An 18,939-nucleotide genomic window follows, 5' to 3' on the forward strand; every position below is an offset into this window, starting at 1 on the left:
AACATAAATCATAACTTTTCTTTAAATAATGATTATTTGCTTTTTTTCTCTTACAAAATTGCTTATCATTAAGCATCTCAAACCTAACTATAGTATAGATTCTGAAGATGAACAAAATCTCCAAAAAACCTTTGGTTTCTATAAAGAACCTTTCCAAACAATTTGAAGACGGTCATCTAGCCGTTGATTCTGTTAATTTAGACGTTTATCCTAAGGAATTTTTTTCCCTACTGGGTGGCTCTGGTAGTGGTAAAAGTACGCTACTAAGAATGCTAGCTGGGTTTGAGAAACCTACTGATGGTAAGATTATCATTGATGGTGTCGATATGTCTAACACTCCACCTTACAAAAGACCTGTAAACATGATGTTCCAGTCGTATGCTTTGTTTCCTCATATGAACATAAAACAAAATATTATGTTTGGACTTAAACAAGAGAAAGCCCTTAAAAAAGAAGAGATTGAAAAAGCTACCGATGCTGCTCTTAGAATTATTAAAATGGAGCATCTAGCAAAAAGAAAACCACACCAACTATCTGGTGGACAACGCCAACGTGTAGCTTTAGCAAGATGCCTAGCAAAAAGACCAAAACTTATTCTTCTAGATGAGCCGCTTTCAGCGCTAGATAAAAATTTACGTGATCAAATGCAGTTTGAGCTAGTAGATATCCAGGAGCAAACTGGTAGTACATTTATTATGGTTACTCATGATCAAGAAGAAGCTATGACAATGTCTACAAGGATTGGGATCATGTCAGAAGGTTGGTTAGAACAAGTAAGTACCCCGTCAGAAATTTACGAATTTCCAAAAAGTAGATTTATAGCTAACTTTATAGGAAAGAGTACTATATTTGAAGGTCGTGTTGAAAAAGTTGGTAGGCATAAAAGTGTTATAACCTCTCAGGAGGCAGGTACGTCTTTTATACTACAAAGGAATATAGAAGCTATAGAGGACCAAGAGATTTGGGTCGGTATAAGGCCTGAGAAAATTTTCATAAGCAAAGACAAACCTGAAGATTACAATCCTAAAAAACCTGAAAACTGTATTAAAGGAAAAGTTGAAGATATTGCATATCTAGGAGGATTATCCACATATCATGTCCGAACTGAAAATGGCAGAATAGTTAAATCTACTGACTTTAACATCGAAAGAAATGCTGATCACCCTTCTTGGGATGACGAAGTATATCTTACTTGGGAATCACAAAATATAATGGTGTTATATTCATAATGCAGAACTTACAACGAAATATTAGACACACTATAGTTTATCTAATACCTTTTCTATGGTTCATTATATTTTTACTAGTGCCATTTTTATTTGTGGTTGGTATTAGTTTTACATTACCTGCGGATGGTACGCCTCCTGTTACGGCTTTACTTAATTATAAAGATCAAACATTATATTTTACTTTTTATCTGAAAAATTATATTGAGCTAATACATTATAATCTAATTTTTGTTTCTTTATTTAATTCGTTAAAGGTTGCTTTTATTACAACTATTTTGTGTATTTTAATAGGTTATCCAATGGCTTTAGCTCTATCACGGGCTAAGAAAAATACCCAAATTATATTTTTAATACTTATTATAATACCCTACTGGACCTCTTTTTTGTTAAGAACCTACGCTTGGGTGACTTTACTAGGAAATCATACTTTAAATAAGTTCTTAATGGATTTAGGTCTACCAAGTATGGCTCTTTTATATAATGATTTCTCAATGTATTTGGGTATGGTTTACTGTTATTTACCATTCCTAGTATTACCTTTGTACAGTACTTTAATAAAAATAGACCCCATTCTTTATGACGCAGCTGAAGATTTAGGCTCTAAACCAATTAATTCGTTTTTTAAAATCACATTACCATTATCTATGCCTGGCTTAATAGCAGGAAGTTTGCTTATATTTATTCCAGCTGTTGGTGAAGTTGTAGTACCTCAGATAATGGGGGGTATGAACTCTTTGATGATAGGTAATATAATTTGGGAAGAGTTCTTTACATCAAACAACTGGGGCATGGCTGCAACTATTTCTGTAGTATTAATACTTATATTAGTATTACCTATTTTATGGATGCAGCGTATTCAGACTAAAAAAACTTTTGTATAAGAGGGTATAACCATGAAAAAAATTTCATTTAGTACTATCATGCTTATTCTAGGTTTAATATTCTTATATATCCCTCTGGTTATATTAATTATATTTTCTTTCAGTAATTCTGAAATTATAAATTTATGGGGTGGGTTCACATTTGAATGGTATCATGAAGTTATACATGATGAAGATATCATTAACGCAACTTTTACTAGCTTAAAAATAGCAACTATAACTTCTATAATTTCTACAATACTAGGAACCATAGTTGCCTATGCTATGACTAGATTTAGATTTTTTAGGTCACGTAGTTTTCTATATGGACTAGTAGCAACACCCCTAGTTTTACCTGATATTATACTTGGTGTTGCTTTACTTTTGATGTTCTCAACATTACAGCAGCTAATCGGCTGGCCACATGAAAGAGGAACCACAACAGTAGTAATAGCCCATGTAACAATGTGCACAGCGTATGTAACTATAGTTATGCAATCAAGAATAGCTAGTCTTGACATTTCTCTAGAAGAGGCTTCTTTAGATCTTGGTGCTGGTCCTACTAAAACTTTTTTTTATATAATGTTACCTCAATTATTTCCTGCTCTTATTACTTCTGCTTTACTAACATTTACATTATCTATAGATGATTTAGTTGTAACAGAGTTTGTCGCAGGAAGCGATAACCCTACTTTACCAATGTACATTTATTCTACAGTTAAAAATGGCCCTACTCCTGAAATTAATGCTCTAGCAACGATCATGATAGCTATTATTGTAACTGGGGTGTTAGCAGGCATGTTTATATCTACAAAATTCCAAAACAGAAGGAGTAAATAATAGCTATTCGGACCCACTATAAATAATTCCATTAAAAGTCTTTTCGTTAAAAATATATTCAAATTTGTCACCTAATGGTTGCCAAGAAACTTATGAAAATCAAATAAAAACCTCTCATTTTAAGCAAATGACCACTTCAGCACGGATAGATTAATCAGTGTCCTAGCAACACCTCCTGCAAGATAGCTAAATAGGTATCCCATATTGGTTTATCGTAATAGCATAATCATTATCTATATCGTTTCTTATACTATTCTTAAAAATACTTTCGAAATTAATAGTTCCAGATGTTAATGCTTTTTCTACTAAAGGAGATACTTTAATTAATTCCCATGCATGAGCATAATCAAAATTCATAAACCTAAAATTTTTGACAAAATCAATACAAGCTTGCCCTACGTCCTGAACCATACAACCATCTTTTACATACTTAGTGAAATTAGCTATGATACGATCAATGGCCACTTTTTTTTCTTCGGAATTTAAAATGTTTAACTCTGAAAGTAATAAAATCTGTTCATTAATAAGTTCCCTATCAATTCGCTCCGACTCAGAAAAATGTATTCCTGGAATCCTACCTTCTTCGATATATATTTTTCTTGATCGTGAACCTTCTATATCAAAGTTATCAAAATAATATTTGGCATTTATTACTCCTGTTGACCTATATTTTTGTTCTGAACGCAACCTTGCTGCTTGACCAGTGAAGCCCTTTATTCTAAACTGTTTAGGGCAATGATTCCTAATTTCCTTTCTAAAGTTATCAATTAAGCTACCTTTTATTAAAGAATGTTTTATTACAGGGCGTATTATATCTCGGCTGAAACTCAATTTCTTTCCATAATCACAGTTATCAGCACTAAAACAAACTACACATTCTACCAACACATCTGATACATTAATTGCATTAAGAAACCTTCCTATGATATTTCCAACATAACTTACACTAATAAAATACTCATTCCTACTCGTAGTACTACTTTTATATAAAAATTTGTTATCTTGAGGGGATCCATGAGCATGTATAGATATTTTTTCAATATTTTCACACTGTCTCAAAATTACTGGGTTCATTATATATTCTATTTGAGCACTATTTTTGACATTAATAAATTTAACGTCCTCTCCATAATAATAGTCATCTTTAGTAATAGGCTCACTTATTACTATAGATAATTCTTTGTATTTTTTATCAAGGTTGTAGATTTTTGTAACATTATTGCAATTTATACACTGTTTTTCATACAGTTTCCCTTGAGAGAAACATGAGTTACACACACCAATCGCCACATTATACCCAATTTAATTAATTTATATACATATTAGCTTAGTTTTAGACTAAAAGCGTTATCATAATTCCCACTGGCTTATTAAATTTAGTACATATAAAATAATTTCTTTGATTTGTGCTATATTATCATGTTCAAAGAAGTATCATAAAATCAAATATAGAGGATAAAAAACATGGAGAAATTTATTATTAATATTTATGCTACCATTTGTAGTAGCAATAATATCCTACAATAAAACTAAGTTTAAAGATATATTATATTAATTAATGCACCTAATCAAAACCTAAACGTCCAATAAGGAGTCTATTTAATCAGTCTTAGGTTTCTCTTTAAGTGCTTTAACTAGATTTGCATAGTCGTTAAGCCGTTCTAACGATTCCCATTCCATACCACCTTTATCATCAGGTCCACAAAGTATAATATATTTCACCTCTTTTCATCATTAATGTCTACCAGTCCTCTGTAGTTAAGCTGTCAAAGTCTAAAGAGTCTAATTCATGATCAATTTCAGCATTTGCATCCATATACTGTTCTTTAAGCTCTAATTCTTTTAATAGATTAAGAGCATGAGAAATTACTGAAGAGTCAGATTTATAATTCTTATGTAACTTCTTATAGCTACTTATAAAACTCACATCTTCTTCTGGTAATGTTGTCTGTATTCTTACACTTGCCATAAATACACCTTTATTAATATCAACATTAATACTTATAATAAAATACTACTATTTTATACTCATAAGATCAAGTATTTACTAGTTCGCAGAAGATACATTCTGCATAATTAGAAACAGTGAAACGCTATATATACTTGACCTTTATATATAATAAGTGGAAAGGCTAAAGTTCATGGGATATTGAGATCCCCAATTGAAAAATATGGGGCTGTCCTAGATAGTTTCACTTTAATCTCACTCTAACCCAATGTCTAATTAGCTTTAGCTGCTCCTTAGAATCACAGTGATTAAATGTCTCTTAACTTGATTCCAGAAATTTTCTATACCATTATAGCTTCTAAAAGTATCTGTGTAAACGGATACTACTATCAGGCTTAACTTTTTCTCTAATAATTGGCAGTAAAGTATCACTCTTAGCATCTGAAATGATTACAGATAAACTACTTGTTACTCTTCTTTCTTTTAACAGAGGATTTATAAACAAAAATACTACAACATCAATGAAACGCCTAAACGCAATAAATCATTGGGAATAAATTTAAGTATATTTTTTAGTGATAAGAAGGAAAGTAGATAAAAGAGCTTCTATACTACTCTTCAATAGAAACAAATTTACGGTTTAAAGCACCACCAGTATGAAATTTTACATGACCATCTTGTAATGCAAATAAAGTATGATCTTTGCCACAACCGACGTTAATACCTGGATGTACTTTGGTACCTCTTTGACGAATTATGATAGTTCCTGCTTTTACAAACTCACCACCATATCTTTTAACACCTAAATATTTAGGGTTAGAATCTCTACCATTTCTAGTACTACCACCAGCTTTCTTATGAGCCATTTGTATACTCCTTAATAATCTTTATAAATTATAAACTAATAGATGAAACTTTCACCGCTGTAAAATACTGACGGTGACCCTGCTGCTTCATACTATGCTTGCGACGACGGAACTTCATAATTTTAACTTTTTTGTTACGTCCTTGTTCTACGACTTCAGCTACTACTTTAGCGCCTTCTACAACTGGAGCACCAATTTTAACTTCACCTTCTATAGTCTGCCCCATTAAAATTGTGTCAAACTCAATTTTTTCACCAATACCAAGGTCTAACTTCTCAAGTTTAACAACTTCACCTTGTTTTACCTTATATTGTTTACCGCCACTTTTAATTATCGCGTACATGTATAAAACTCCATTTATTAGATTTTAAATTCTCAGAACTATTTATAAATAGTTATAAATTCCTGACTTTTTGTTATTATTACCATCGATCTAGCTATAAAACTAGACACCAAATTATAGCAAAAAATATTTATTTGACAAACAATTATTTGGATATTATTCAACTTTACCATGGCATTGCTTATACTTTTTGCCCGAACCACAAGGGCACGGATCATTTCTCTTAATCTTTGGACCCTCTCTTTTAACTTGTAAAACTTTTGATGCTTCTTGTTGCTGTTCCTTCTCTTCTGAATGCCTTTGATTGTTATCAATCACACTTTCATGCTCAGCTTTAATATCACTCATAGACTCTTGCCACTCTTGTTGGGCTCTTTGAGTTTCTTCTTCAGCTCCTATTCTGATTTTAGCCAAAGAACTAATCACGTCATGTTTAAAATTATCAAGCATGCTAGAGAACAATTCAAAAGCTTCCTTTTTATACTCATTTTTAGGATCTTTTTGCGCATAGCCTCGTAAATTAATACTATTACGTAAATGGTCTATCGCATTTAGATGTTCACGCCAATGAGTATCTAAAGATTGTAATAAAGAAAATTTTTCAAACTGTCTAATAACTACTGGATCTAAGTCTTTAGTTTTCTCGCTAAATTCAAGCATTATAGCATCTACAACTATTTTCTTGAGTTCTTGCTCACCTAGGCTTTCATTTTCTTGATAAAGTTTTTGTAAACTTAACTCCAGCATAAAATCAGACTTAAGGACTTTTTCAAGACCAGTTAAATCCCATAATTCATGCATAGATCCAGCTGGAATATAATCATGGAAAACCTGCTCTGCCACATCCATTCGAATATCATTTAAAATATCACTAACATCTTCAGAATTTAAAAATACTTGTCTTTGTTCATAGATAACTTTACGCTGAGTATTTACTACATTGTCATACTCAAGCAGGTTTTTACGAATATCAAAATGATAACTTTCTACTTTGCTTTGTGCTTTAGATATAACTTTCGACATAAAACCAAAAGCTAAAGATTCGCCTCCTTTTAAACCTTTTTTAACTCGCTCAGCCATCGTAGGTGAAGCAAAGATCCTTAAAAGGTTATCATCCATTGATAAATAAAATTTACTCTCTCCAGGGTCCCCTTGGCGAGCAGCACGCCCTCTAAGCTGATTATCAATCCTACGTGAATCATGTCTTTCTGAACCTATTATACATAAGCCACCAGCTTTTTTAACAGCCTCGTTTCTTTTTTGCCAATCTTCTTTAATTTTTGCAATTTGTTCTTCGCTAGGATCTTCTAATTGAGCCACCTCAACCTCCCAGTTACCACCTAAAATAATATCTGTACCTCGACCTGCCATATTAGTAGCAATAGTTACATTACCTGGATAACCTGCCATTGCGATAATCCCTGCTTCTTTTTCATGCTGCTTAGCATTTAAAACATTATGTTTAATTTTTTTCTTTTTAAGTAAGGTAGATAAAACTTCTGAAGCCTCGATTGATGCTGTACCTACTAATACTGGCTGACCTTTTGCTATTCTTTGCTTAATATCCTCTACGATAGCCTTAAATTTTTCTCTAACATCCCCATGTATGACATCGTGATGATCTTTTCTAATCATTGGCTTATTAGTAGGAATAATTATTACTTCCAATCCGTAGATTGAATGTAACTCAAAAGCTTCTGTATCAGCCGTACCTGTCATACCAGCTATTTTATTATAGAGCTTAAAGAAATTTTGGAAAGTAATAGATGCCATTGTCTGGTTTTCTGCATTAACCTTAACTCCCTCTTTAGCTTCTATAGCCTGATGCAAACCGTCTGACCATCTACGTCCAGGCATTGCTCTACCTGTACTTTCATCAATAATTATCACCTCTTGGTCACGTATAATATAATCAACGTTTAGTTGATATAAAGAGTGTGCTCTTAAACATGCGTTTAAATAATGCATTTTGGTTATATTATGAGGACTATATAAATTATCACCCTCCTCTAACATCCCTTCTTTTTTAAGCATATTCTCAATTTTTGCATAACCTTTTTCAGTTAAATAAGCATTTTTAGATTTTTCATCAACGTAGAAATCTTTTTGTTCTTGTCCTTCTTCAAGATTCTCTTTATCTTGCTTTTCTAAATAAGGCACTAGTCTATTGAATAGATTATACATTTCTGAGCTATCATCAGAAGCTCCTGAGATTATCAAGGGCGTTCTTGCCTCGTCTATCAAAATTGAATCTACTTCATCTATGATCACAAAATTACGACTTCTCTGGACTTGATGCTCTTTTTCATAAGCCATATTATCTCTAAGATAATCAAAACCAAACTCGTTGTTTGTCCCGTAGGTAATGTCACAAGCATAAGCTTTTTTACGTTGCTCAGGATTCAAATCAGCTATTATTATTCCAACAGACATTCCTAACAAATTATAAATTTCGCTCATCAACTCAGCATCACGTTTAGCCAAATAATCATTTACTGTGATTACATGTACGCCTTGACCAATTAAAGCATTTAAATATGCTGGAAGCGTTGCAACTAACGTTTTACCCTCACCTGTTCTCATCTCAGCAACTTTACCCATGTGTAAAACAATACCACCTATAAGCTGCACATCGTAATGTCGCATATTTTTGGTGCGTTTAGCTGCTTCTCTTACAGCTGCAAAGGCTTCTGGCAAAAGATTATCTAAAGTCTCTCCTTTAGATAATCTCCCTCTAAACTCTATTGTCTTAGCTTTTAGTTGCTCATTTGAAAGTTTCTCAAACTCTGCCTCAAGAGAATTAATCTTATATACTGATTTGGAAATTTTTTTAATAAACCTATCATTACGACTACCAATAACTTTTTGAATTAAACTTAACATGTTTCAAACCTAAACTGTTTTTTATAAAATTAATATTTTAAATATACTACTCTGACTCTACATTATATAGAATTTGCAGAAAATTTAAATTAAGATGACTATTTTAAATAAAGACTCTTCTATAAAACTAGAGTTTTTTATATTTCATCATACGATTAATTGAGAATACTTATGGACAAAGCTATAAAAAGAATTTATTCTAATTCTAATACGAAGTTTTAATAATTACCATAAAAAAGATTAATAGAAATGACTATAACTATTATTCCAGAGAAGATTTCTAATATAGATAAACATAAAACTCGCATCAAAATAACTAATTCTACTCAACTCAGTAAAGAACTAATTCGCAAAGCTAAAAACCTGATATCATCTAATGAAGTCGCAAACAAAGAACTAAGAAAATTAAATATCCCATATTTAAATGATACGCAAATTGTCTATTATACTCCACAGAAAATAATATGTAAAAGTCAAAAAGAAATTTTAAAGTTCAAGATAAAGGAATTGCACTTACAATTCCTAGAAATATTAAGAAAAAGGAAGTTTTTTTCTAAGTTACAAAAAATAGAAATTTTAATCGATTACTCAAACAGCGAAACCAACAAGAAGAATCCTTCAAATCACAGAGCAAAACAAGCTCTGCAACAAATTAGAAAAAATTTACAGATTTAAGAAAAATTAATTATTTTCTAGAGTTCCTAAAGCAACTTCCATCATATTAGTGAAAGAATCTTGTCTCTCTGCAGAAGTAGTAGATGCACCTGTTACCAAACAATCTGATACTGTCATAATCGCAGCTGCCTTTTTACCCAATACCTTTGCATTTGCAAATAGAGCTGCTGTTTCCATCTCTACAACTCCGCAACCAAACTTTTTACTGATATCTTTATAATCATTGGAATTTTTTCTATAAAAAATGTCTGTACAGTGTGCTTTTACTTTTTTTAACTCTACATCTAAATTTTTAGCTGATTTAACAAGTTCGGCATTTAATTTTGCACTGGGTTTTATCATGTTAGTCTTTTCACCTGTTACAAGTTCAATAAACATCGATTCACCGTAGCTTTCTTCAATAAGCACAACATCATAGATTTTATAATCTTCAGTATATGAGCCACAAGAACCAACTCGGATAATATTATCAACGTCATAATACTTAAATAACTCATATGAGTATATACCCATACTCGGAACGCCCATACCAGAACCCATTACACTAACTTTCTGTCCTCTATAAGTACCTGTATAACCAAGCATATTTCTAACAGTGTTTACCCTAATAACATCTTCTAAATAATTTTCTGCAATATACCTCGCTCTTAAAGGATCACCAGGCATTATTACTGTTTTTGCAAACTTGTCTTTGCTATCTGCTTCTATATGAGGAGTTGGTAACATATACATATACTTTTTCCTTATTATTATTTATATGGTCAGTTATTTTATATTATCATAATAAACAATAAAATTCTGTTTTTACTACATTTCTTTAGTCAAAAGTTATTATCTCTTTAGCTTCACTAATAAAATCAGTGCAAATTACAAACAAATTTCTAATAAGTTTAGCTAGCCCGTATAATTTAATCATCTTTTTGTCCTTACTCTTACTTTCTGTTTTTCTTTACTATGATTCTACAGCTAGGTCAACCAAATGAATTCCCATCTTCTACATCATAAAGTATATAATATCCATAGAATCTGATGAATCCCAACAAATATACCAAAAAACTCTTCAGATACTATATAACTAAAGCTTATTCGAAACTATATCATGCTAACCATATAGAAATAATATCGATACACTATTTGATCAATACATGTTAACTAAAACATAACTATTTAGCTATAATAAACTGATAAATATGTTTTTTGATACATAACTTATGCAAAATTACTAACTAAATAACAATATGAAATTTTAATAAAAAGGACTTCAAATGAAACTATCATTAATTAACTTACAAAAAGTGCTTGGTTATGAAATAAATCATGACGGAATGTGTTATGGAATAGCTTTTATGGCCATACAAGCAATACTCAGAAATGATTTTAAAACATACAGAGACCGTTTGAATTTAATTGATTCTTATTATTCTAAAATTAAACATATAAAACAAGTGGGCGATATCAGTGAAGCCGAAGATCCTAAAAATGAAGGTTTTGTAATTAAAGAAATTAATACTTTTAAAATACGAGTAGGCAATGACGTTATTGAGTATAACTATAAAAATATTACTAATGAAGATAGGCAAGATATAGCTCTATATTGGTTAAAGCACGACATAGAAAAAGCTCAAGAAAAAAGAAGTAATAAAAACACAAGAAATAATCTGTCTTATAATGACCATCAATTACTAAATATATTAAGCTGGTTTGACGGAGTTCAAGTATATTTCGGGTTAGACACAAAATCCCTTAACAAAAATAATAAATATTGTTTCAGCACTCAAGACTACCAAAATTCTATTACTTTTTTCAAGTCTAATGAAGATAATAACATATATCTTCACTCCGATAATTTGACAATTTTCACAGAAGAAACAGCTCAAAAGTTGTACAACAAAATAACTAATAGTGACATACCTATAGCCTTTTTACTAATCGCCAAAAGTCATTGCATAGCAATAGGTGGCAGTCAAAAGGAAGGGGGGTATTTAATTAATCATGATGAATGCTATAATATGGCTACATCCTCTACTTCGGCTAAGCAAATATATGAAATCATTTATAAAAACCTTTATAATAAGTTGCCTTTTAATATAAATGACGAAGCTACCTATATTAAAGAATTTAAAAATATTCAAGCTCAAACTTATAACGTATCTTATTTTAATATAGATGAAAAATATGCACGATCCAAACCACAACAAGTAAGTAAATTGTTATCTTTAGCTCTCCATGAGGGTCTTACTGAAGCTGTTACAGCATACATTCAAATAATACAAAATACACCTGAATTAAATAAACAAAAACTACTAGTCGCAGAAATTGATGATGGCACGCCTGGATTATTTATGGCTTTACAAAATGGTCGAAATGAAACTATTACAGCATATATTCAAGCAATAAAAGTTATACCAGGATTAAATACACAAGAATTATTAACTGCAAAAAATAGTAATGGTACACCTGGATTATTTATAGCTTTACAAGATGGTCAAGCTAAAACGGTTAAAGCGTATATTGATGGTATTAAAAATATACCAGGAATCAATAAAAACATACTTTTAGCTGCAAAAGGTAGTGATGGCACACCTGGATTATTTATGGCTTTACAAAATGGTCAAGCTGAAACTGTTACAGCCTATATCCAAGCGATAAAAGATATACCTGAATTAGATATACAAGAGCTATTAACTGCGAAAATTGATGATATACCTGGATTATTTATGGCTTTACAAAATGGTCAAGCTGAAACTGTTACAGCGTATATTCAAGCAATAAAAGATATATCAGGGTTAGATAAAAAACAACTACTAGCTGCTAAACGATATGATAAAACTCCCGGTTTATTTATGGCTCTAGAGAAAGGTCAAGCTGAAACTGTCGCAGCTTATTTAAAAATTGAAGATCACAACAGTACTTACGCAAATTTTATAATGTCTTCTATAGAGGGGAATAGAAAAAAATTAAAAAATATGCTACTAGATTGGGCAAAAACTTACAAACAGACCAGCAATAAAAAGAAAAGTGACTATGGTTTACTTATTAGCCTTCTTTCTTTTAAAAGAAGCACACTCTATCATTCATCAAGTATTACAAAATCAATAAAAGAGCTTAATGCAATTCAACACTGGAAAGATTAATTCTTAGATTATATCTAGGTTTAATAATTATTTTATATCCTTACTTTCATTTTCCTTTACTAAAGGTTCAAGCTTTGTAGACTCTATAGTTGGATTAGACTCTAAAATAACTGTTTGATTATGTATATCTTTTGGCTTATAACTATCGCCATAATCTCCAGGTTCACGCACATCCCTTCTAGCCATTAAATCGTCCACTTGCATCGCATCTATAGTTTCATACTTCATTAAAGCCTCTGCCATAGCATGTAAAATATCTATATTTTCCTCTAATAGCTTTTTAGCTTTAGCATAACTAGAGTCTATAAGTTTACGTACTTCAGTATCTACCTCACGTATCGTAACATCAGAAATCTTAGAAGTTCTACCACCAGAACCTCCAAATGGACCATCATCTTCTACATCATAAAGTATAGTGCCCATAGAATCTGATAGACCCCAACGTGCAACATAGTTACGTGCTATATCCGTGGCTACTTGAATATCATTAGATGCACCTGTAGTAACATGCTCATAACCAAATATTAATTCTTCTGCTAATCTACCACCAAAAATACTACATAAACGCCCTTGCAGCACCAACCTACTTTGACTAACCTTATCACCATCCGGCATATACATAGTTACACCTAAAGCACGCCCTCTTGGTATAATGCTTACTTTATAAACAGGATCATGCTCAGGCATAAGTCTACCAATAATAGCATGTCCAGCTTCATGATAAGCTGTAAGTTTCTTTTCTTTTTCAGTCATTGCCATTGACCTTCTTTCAGCTCCCATTAAGATCTTGTCTTTAGCTTTTTCAAAATCAGCCATTGTAACTTTTTCTTTAGACTCTTTTGCAGCAAATAGCGCAGCTTCATTAACTAAGTTTGCTAACTCTGCACCAGAAAAACCTGGAGTACCTCGAGCAATCCAATCAGCTCGTACATCATCACCCATATTTATTTTTTTCATATGTACTTTTAGTATAGCTTCACGACCTTTGACTGTCGGCAAACCTACAGTAACTTGCCTGTCAAATCTACCCGGTCTTAATAATGCTTTATCAAGTACATCTGGCCTATTTGTCGCTGCTATTATAATAATGCCCTCATTGTCAGCAAAGCCATCCATCTCAACTAATAGCTGATTTAGAGTTTGTTCTCTTTCATCATTACCACCACCCATCCCAGCACCACGATGGCGACCTACGGCATCTATTTCATCAATAAAAACCAAACAAGGCGCTTTTTTCTTAGCTTGCTCAAACATATCACGCACACGTGAAGCACCAACACCCACAAACATTTCAACAAAATCAGAACCTGAAATAGAAAAAAATGGCACTTTAGCTTCTCCAGCAATAGCTCTGGCTAATAAAGTTTTACCTGTACCTGGAGGACCTATCATTAAAACACCTTTTGGTATTTTGCCACCAACTTTTTCATACTTCTTAGGTTCTCTTAAAAAATCAACGATTTCTGCTACATCTTCCTTAGCCTCATCTACACCAGCAACATCATCTAAAGTAACTTTTATCTGGTCTTCTCCTAAAAGTTTAGCTCTACTTCTGCCATAAGAAAAAGGACCACCTTTACCGCCTCCACCAGCTTTAGCCATCATATAGATAAAAAAACCAAAGATTAAAAGCATTGGTAACCAATTAAGCAAAAATGCTAAAAGTAAATTAGGTTTCTCTGGTGCTTTTGCTTTGACTATAGCTTTACTAGTTTCTAGCTTATCAACTAAGCTACTATCTAACAAAGGCGCATAGGTGACAAAACCTTCCCCAGAGCTAGTTTTTCCTGAGATTGTTCTGCCATCAACATCTACTGAACTTATTTGATTATCTTTTAACTTAGATACAAAAGTTGAGTAATCAAGATTACGAGAAGAAGTATTAGTATCATTAATACCATTGAATAACAATAACATCCCACCAATTATTAATACCCAAAAAATAATATTTTTTAGCATATTATTTTTATTATCATTATTTTGTGCCATATGTTTATTTAAGCCCTTAATTTCTTTATAAACTTTAAAACTAAATTCTAGTATACTATAGTAAAATTTTTCACTATTGGCTAGTCGTTTTAATGAAAAAGCTAGCTATATTCAAATACATCCATCCAGTTGTCATAATTTTGGACACTTCAGACACTAATCTAAACTTAAAAATTAGTTCACTAAACTTACGACCTATTTATTTGTATTTTTTTACAACAACTCTTTCAAATATTTCCCTGTATAGGAGTTTTTACATTCAATTATTTCTTCAGGTGTGCCTTCAAATATTATTTGACCACCTTTATTGCCACCTTCTGGACCTAAATCTACTATCCAATCAGCTGTTTTTATCACATCCAAGTTATGTTCAATAACTACTATTGTATTTCCCTTGTCACGCAAATCCATAATAACTTTTAACAGCTGGTGAATATCATAAAAATGTAACCCTGTAGTTGGCTCATCCAATATATATAAAGTCTTACCAGTAGATCTTTTAGATAGCTCTTTAGCTAATTTTACACGCTGAGCCTCGCCACCTGAGAGTGTTGTAGCACTCTGTCCAAGTTTAATATAAGATAGTCCGACACTCATTAAAGCTTCTAACTTAGTTTTAATATTAGGGATTGCATAATAAAATTCAAGTGCCTCTTCGACAGTCATTTCTAAAACTTCATAAATATTTTTCCCTTTATATTGCACTGCTAGTGTTTCACGGTTATAACGCTTACCTTCACAAACATCGCAAGCAACATACACATCCGCTAAAAAGTGCATTTCTACTTTTATTACACCATCACCTTGACAAGCTTCACATCTTCCTCCACGAACATTAAAACTAAATCTACCAGCAGCATAACCTCTTGATTTAGCCTCGGAAGTTACTGCAAATAACTCACGAATCGATGTAAATACTCCTGTATAAGTAGCTGGGTTTGAACGTGGAGTCCTACCAATTGGTGACTGATCAATATCAATAACTTTATCTAAATAGTTAAACCCTTGATGGGATTTATATTCCATAGGGACCAATGTACTTCTATTTAATAACCGTGACGCTAATGGATATAATGTTCTATTTATAAGGGTTGATTTACCTGAACCTGAAACCCCTGTCACACAAGTAAGCACACCCAATGGTATTTTTAAATCATTGCCTTGAAGATTATTACCAATAGCTCCTTTTATTTCTAAAAATCTATTGCTAGCTTTAAGTCTAGTTTCTGGCACAGCTATTTTTTTACGACCACTTAAGTAATCAGCTGTCAGCGAGTTTTGGCTTTTTATAATAGTATTATAATCACCTGCAGCAATAACTTGACCACCATGAATCCCAGCCATAGGCCCCATATCAATTATATAATCCGCTTGACGTATAGCATCTTCATCGTGCTCTACAACTATAACAGTATTGCCAATATTTTTAAGATTATGTAAAGCATCAAGCAAACGTTGATTATCTCTTTGATGAAGACCTATAGAAGGCTCATCTAAAATGTACATTACTCCCACTAAACCAGCACCTATTTGGCTAGCCAGGCGAATACGCTGAGCCTCGCCACCAGATAAAGTGTCAGCTTGCCTTGCTAAACTAAGGTATTCTAACCCAACATCTTCTAAAAACTGTACTCTTAATTTTATTTCTTTAAGCAAGCTCTCAGCTATTACCTGCTGCTGTCCAATAAACTGTAAGTTACCTAACCAAATTAACAAATCTTGAATAGACAATTGACAAATATCCGCAATATTTTTATCTGCTATAAAAATATTGCGTGCATATTCATTGATTCTAGCACCACCACAAGATTTACAAGTTAAATTGCTCATTAATTCATATAGATCCTTTTTGACCATGTCAGAATCTGACTCATAATACCGACGTTCAAAATAAGGGATTACTCCTTCGAAAGTTTTTTGACGTACTTGCTTACCTCCACGGATAGAGTCAATAGTCATTTTTATCGTCTCTTCATCTGAGCCGTATAAAATTATATTCTGTATTTCTTTAGGCAATTCTTCAAAAGGCTTGTCTAATGAAAATTTATAATGCTGAGCTAATGATTCTAGCTGCGAAAAATAGTATTGATTATTTTTGTTCCACTTAGAGATAGCTCCTACCCTTAATGATAAAGTTTCATCAATGATAATCTTTTTCTCATCAAAAAATTCTTTGACACCCAAACCATCACAACTGCTACAAGCTCCTAGGGGACTGTTAAAAGAAAATATTCTTGGAGAAAGCTCTTTTAATGCAAAACTACATAAAGGACAAACATGCTTTGACGAAAATAGTATATCTTTAGCATTTTCATCGTTTACATCAGCCAACTTAACTATACCGTTTCCCAAATCCAATGCTGTCTCGATTGATTCAGCAATACGTTGTTGATTATCTTGTTTTGGTTTAAATCTATCTACTATAACCTCTATATTATGCTTTTTGTATCGATCTAATTCTGGATAATCTTCATCAAGATTGTAAAACTCCCCATTTATCCTAACTCTAATATAACCTTGTGCCAATATTTTATCTAAAAGCGTATGATGAGTTCCCTTTTTCTCAGAAATAACAGGTGCTAGTATCATCAACCTATCATTATCATCAAATTCCAAAACTCTATCAACCATTTGACTTACAGTTTGAGCTTTAAGCTCAATATTATGCGTGGGGCATCTCGGCTGGCCTACTCTGGCAAAAAAAACTCTTAAATAATCATAAATTTCTGTAACAGTCCCTACCGTAGAACGTGGATTATGTGAAGTTGTTTTTTGATCTATCGAAATAGCTGGTGACAATCCTTCTATATGTTCAACTTCTGGCTTATCCATCATAGATAAAAATTGCCTTGCATAAGATGATAAAGATTCAACATACCTTCTTTGTCCTTCAGCGTATAAAGTGTCAAATGCAAGGGATGATTTACCAGAACCACTTAAACCAGTTATAACTGTTAGTTTATCTCTAGGTATTTCAACATCAACATTTTTTAGATTATGGGTTTTTGCACCCTTGATAATAATTTTTTTCATAAAGAATCTTTTTTAGAAATAAAAATTTAAAGTTACTTGTATTGAACTTCGACAACTTCGTAAACAACCTTTCCTTTTGGTGTTTCTAAAATAACTTCATCTCCCTCTTCTTTTTTAATAAGCGCTCGTGCTAGTGGTGCTTGTATTGATATTTTATGATTAGCTATATCAGCTTCATCTTCACCAACTATTTTATATGTAACCTCTTCTTCAGTATCTACATTCATAAGAGTAACTGTACAACCAAATACTACCATACCATTATTTACTGGTAATTTTGTAACGTCTATAACTTGTGCATTTGCTAATTTTGCTTCAATATCTTTAATTCTTCCCTCAATTATCCCTTGTCTTTCTCTAGCTGCATGGTATTCTGCATTTTCCTTTAAGTCACCATGATCACGAGCTTCAGCTATAGCTGTTATAATTTCTGGTCTTTCAACTTTTTTAAGTTGATTAAGCTCAGCTCTAAGTGCTGCTTCACCTACTGGTGTCATTGGTACTCTATCATTTGCCATTATTTTATTCTCCTTTAAACTAAAATGAAAAGTCTATGCGCAGGTATATAAACCACCACCTGATTTAGTTGGGCTATCAGTGTAAACCACTCTACCAACTATGTTTAAAACTAAAGCCGCCCTATATTCACTTGACCTATCACAGTATGTAATATTTCCATTACCTGTAGCCATAAAGCCATTTGGACTAATTTTTAAGTAAGATGGATTACCTGATAAATTTATATAAATATGCTCACTATGACCTTTAGGTAAATTTGCTATTATTTGATCATCATTAGCTACGTACGTAGCTGTACCATCAGTGCTTTCAAATGCAACTATAGGGTTATCTCCCCAATTATTAGTACTAGCACAATTTAAAGTAGTTTCATCCAATTTACCTGTAGCATCAAAACTATCAGCGTTAGCTGCACATACAATTACTGCCTTACCATCAATTCTAGCTCTAATTACACTATATTCTATTAGCTTTTGTAAATTTGTAAGCCTTGTCTCTGCGAAAGTTTTGTAGTAGAAAGTAAAGGTACTAATAGCAGCCATCATGAGTATAGTCATAATAGCTATTACAACCATAACCTCCACTAATGAAAACCCTTTATTTTTTACACATCCAGACAT

General features: G+C 32.3%; 15 protein-coding genes and 1 pseudogene. 5 read left to right on the forward strand and 11 right to left on the reverse strand.

Going from position 1 to position 18,939, the window contains the following annotated elements:
* Positions 1–107: 107 nt before the first annotated feature.
* From SD28_RS06105 to SD28_RS06115, 3 genes are read left to right on the forward strand one after another with little or no spacing between them, the layout of a single operon-like run.
* On the forward strand, positions 108–1,229 hold the full coding sequence (locus tag SD28_RS06105; RefSeq protein WP_039125101.1) for an ABC transporter ATP-binding protein: 1,122 nt from the start codon (positions 108–110) through the stop codon (positions 1,227–1,229).
* A complete protein-coding gene (locus SD28_RS06110; protein ID WP_039125102.1) occupies positions 1,229–2,110 on the forward strand; it encodes an ABC transporter permease in 882 nt (293 codons plus the stop codon). The genes SD28_RS06105 and SD28_RS06110 overlap by 1 nt, the downstream gene beginning before the upstream one ends.
* Before the next feature lie 12 nt (positions 2,111–2,122).
* Positions 2,123–2,929, forward strand: a complete 807-nt coding sequence (locus SD28_RS06115; RefSeq protein WP_039125104.1) for an ABC transporter permease — start codon at positions 2,123–2,125, stop codon at positions 2,927–2,929.
* Positions 2,930–3,115: 186 nt separating this feature from the next.
* Here the strand turns inward: SD28_RS06115 and SD28_RS06120 are convergent, their stop codons facing one another.
* The 6 genes and pseudogenes from SD28_RS06120 to secA all read right to left on the reverse strand — a co-directional run bounded on the left by SD28_RS06120 (position 3,116) and on the right by secA (position 8,969).
* Positions 3,116–4,207, reverse strand: coding sequence for a hypothetical protein (locus tag SD28_RS06120; RefSeq protein WP_157698636.1), 1,092 nt, complete (start codon positions 4,205–4,207; stop codon positions 3,116–3,118).
* 463 nt (positions 4,208–4,670) lie between these two features.
* Positions 4,671–4,898 carry a hypothetical protein gene (locus SD28_RS06125; protein ID WP_052251884.1) on the reverse strand — a complete coding sequence of 76 codons (228 nt, stop codon included), beginning with the start codon at positions 4,896–4,898 and terminating at the stop codon, positions 4,671–4,673.
* Between the two features lie 288 nt (positions 4,899–5,186).
* Positions 5,187–5,334: pseudogene (locus tag SD28_RS07930) on the reverse strand (IS1595 family transposase); the annotation flags it as partial.
* 154 nt (positions 5,335–5,488) lie between these two features.
* Entirely contained in the window at positions 5,489–5,743 is a 255-nt protein-coding gene (gene rpmA, locus SD28_RS06130) for a 50S ribosomal protein L27 (RefSeq protein WP_039125108.1), read from the reverse strand.
* A gap of 28 nt (positions 5,744–5,771) precedes the next feature.
* The gene (gene rplU, locus SD28_RS06135; protein ID WP_039125110.1) at positions 5,772–6,086 is read right to left on the reverse strand and encodes a 50S ribosomal protein L21; all 315 of its coding nucleotides are present in this window, start codon (positions 6,084–6,086) and stop codon (positions 5,772–5,774) included.
* Positions 6,087–6,242: 156 nt separating this feature from the next.
* Positions 6,243–8,969, reverse strand: coding sequence for a preprotein translocase subunit SecA (secA, locus tag SD28_RS06140; RefSeq protein WP_039125111.1), 2,727 nt, complete (start codon positions 8,967–8,969; stop codon positions 6,243–6,245).
* A gap of 249 nt (positions 8,970–9,218) precedes the next feature.
* Between secA and SD28_RS06145 the strand changes: the two genes are divergently transcribed.
* On the forward strand, positions 9,219–9,644 hold the full coding sequence (locus SD28_RS06145; RefSeq protein ID WP_039125113.1) for a hypothetical protein: 426 nt from the start codon (positions 9,219–9,221) through the stop codon (positions 9,642–9,644).
* A 6-nt stretch (positions 9,645–9,650) separates the two neighbouring features.
* On the opposite strand, the gene deoD is transcribed toward SD28_RS06145, so the two are convergent.
* Positions 9,651–10,370 (reverse strand): purine-nucleoside phosphorylase, encoded by a 720-nt coding sequence (gene deoD / locus SD28_RS06150; RefSeq protein ID WP_039125843.1) that lies wholly within the window; start codon positions 10,368–10,370, stop codon positions 9,651–9,653.
* Between the two features lie 539 nt (positions 10,371–10,909).
* On the opposite strand from deoD, the gene SD28_RS06155 reads away from it, so the two are divergent.
* Positions 10,910–12,778, forward strand: coding sequence for a hypothetical protein (locus tag SD28_RS06155; protein ID WP_052251885.1), 1,869 nt, complete (start codon positions 10,910–10,912; stop codon positions 12,776–12,778).
* A 27-nt stretch (positions 12,779–12,805) separates the two neighbouring features.
* Here SD28_RS06155 and ftsH read toward each other — a convergent pair whose 3' ends face one another.
* From ftsH to SD28_RS06175, 4 genes are all read right to left on the reverse strand, one after another.
* Positions 12,806–14,767 carry an ATP-dependent zinc metalloprotease FtsH gene (gene ftsH, locus SD28_RS06160; RefSeq protein ID WP_084593833.1) on the reverse strand — a complete coding sequence of 654 codons (1,962 nt, stop codon included), beginning with the start codon at positions 14,765–14,767 and terminating at the stop codon, positions 12,806–12,808.
* Positions 14,768–14,980: 213 nt separating this feature from the next.
* Entirely contained in the window at positions 14,981–17,800 is a 2,820-nt protein-coding gene (gene uvrA / locus SD28_RS06165; protein ID WP_039125115.1) for an excinuclease ABC subunit UvrA, read from the reverse strand.
* A gap of 32 nt (positions 17,801–17,832) precedes the next feature.
* Positions 17,833–18,318, reverse strand: coding sequence for a transcription elongation factor GreA (gene greA, locus SD28_RS06170; RefSeq protein WP_039125118.1), 486 nt, complete (start codon positions 18,316–18,318; stop codon positions 17,833–17,835).
* Positions 18,319–18,351: 33 nt separating this feature from the next.
* Positions 18,352–18,939 (reverse strand): pilus assembly FimT family protein, encoded by a 588-nt coding sequence (locus SD28_RS06175; protein ID WP_039125120.1) that lies wholly within the window; start codon positions 18,937–18,939, stop codon positions 18,352–18,354.

The sequence above is a fragment of the Allofrancisella guangzhouensis genome (genome assembly GCF_000815225.1).
Lineage (GTDB): Bacteria > Pseudomonadota > Gammaproteobacteria > Francisellales > Francisellaceae > Francisella > Francisella guangzhouensis.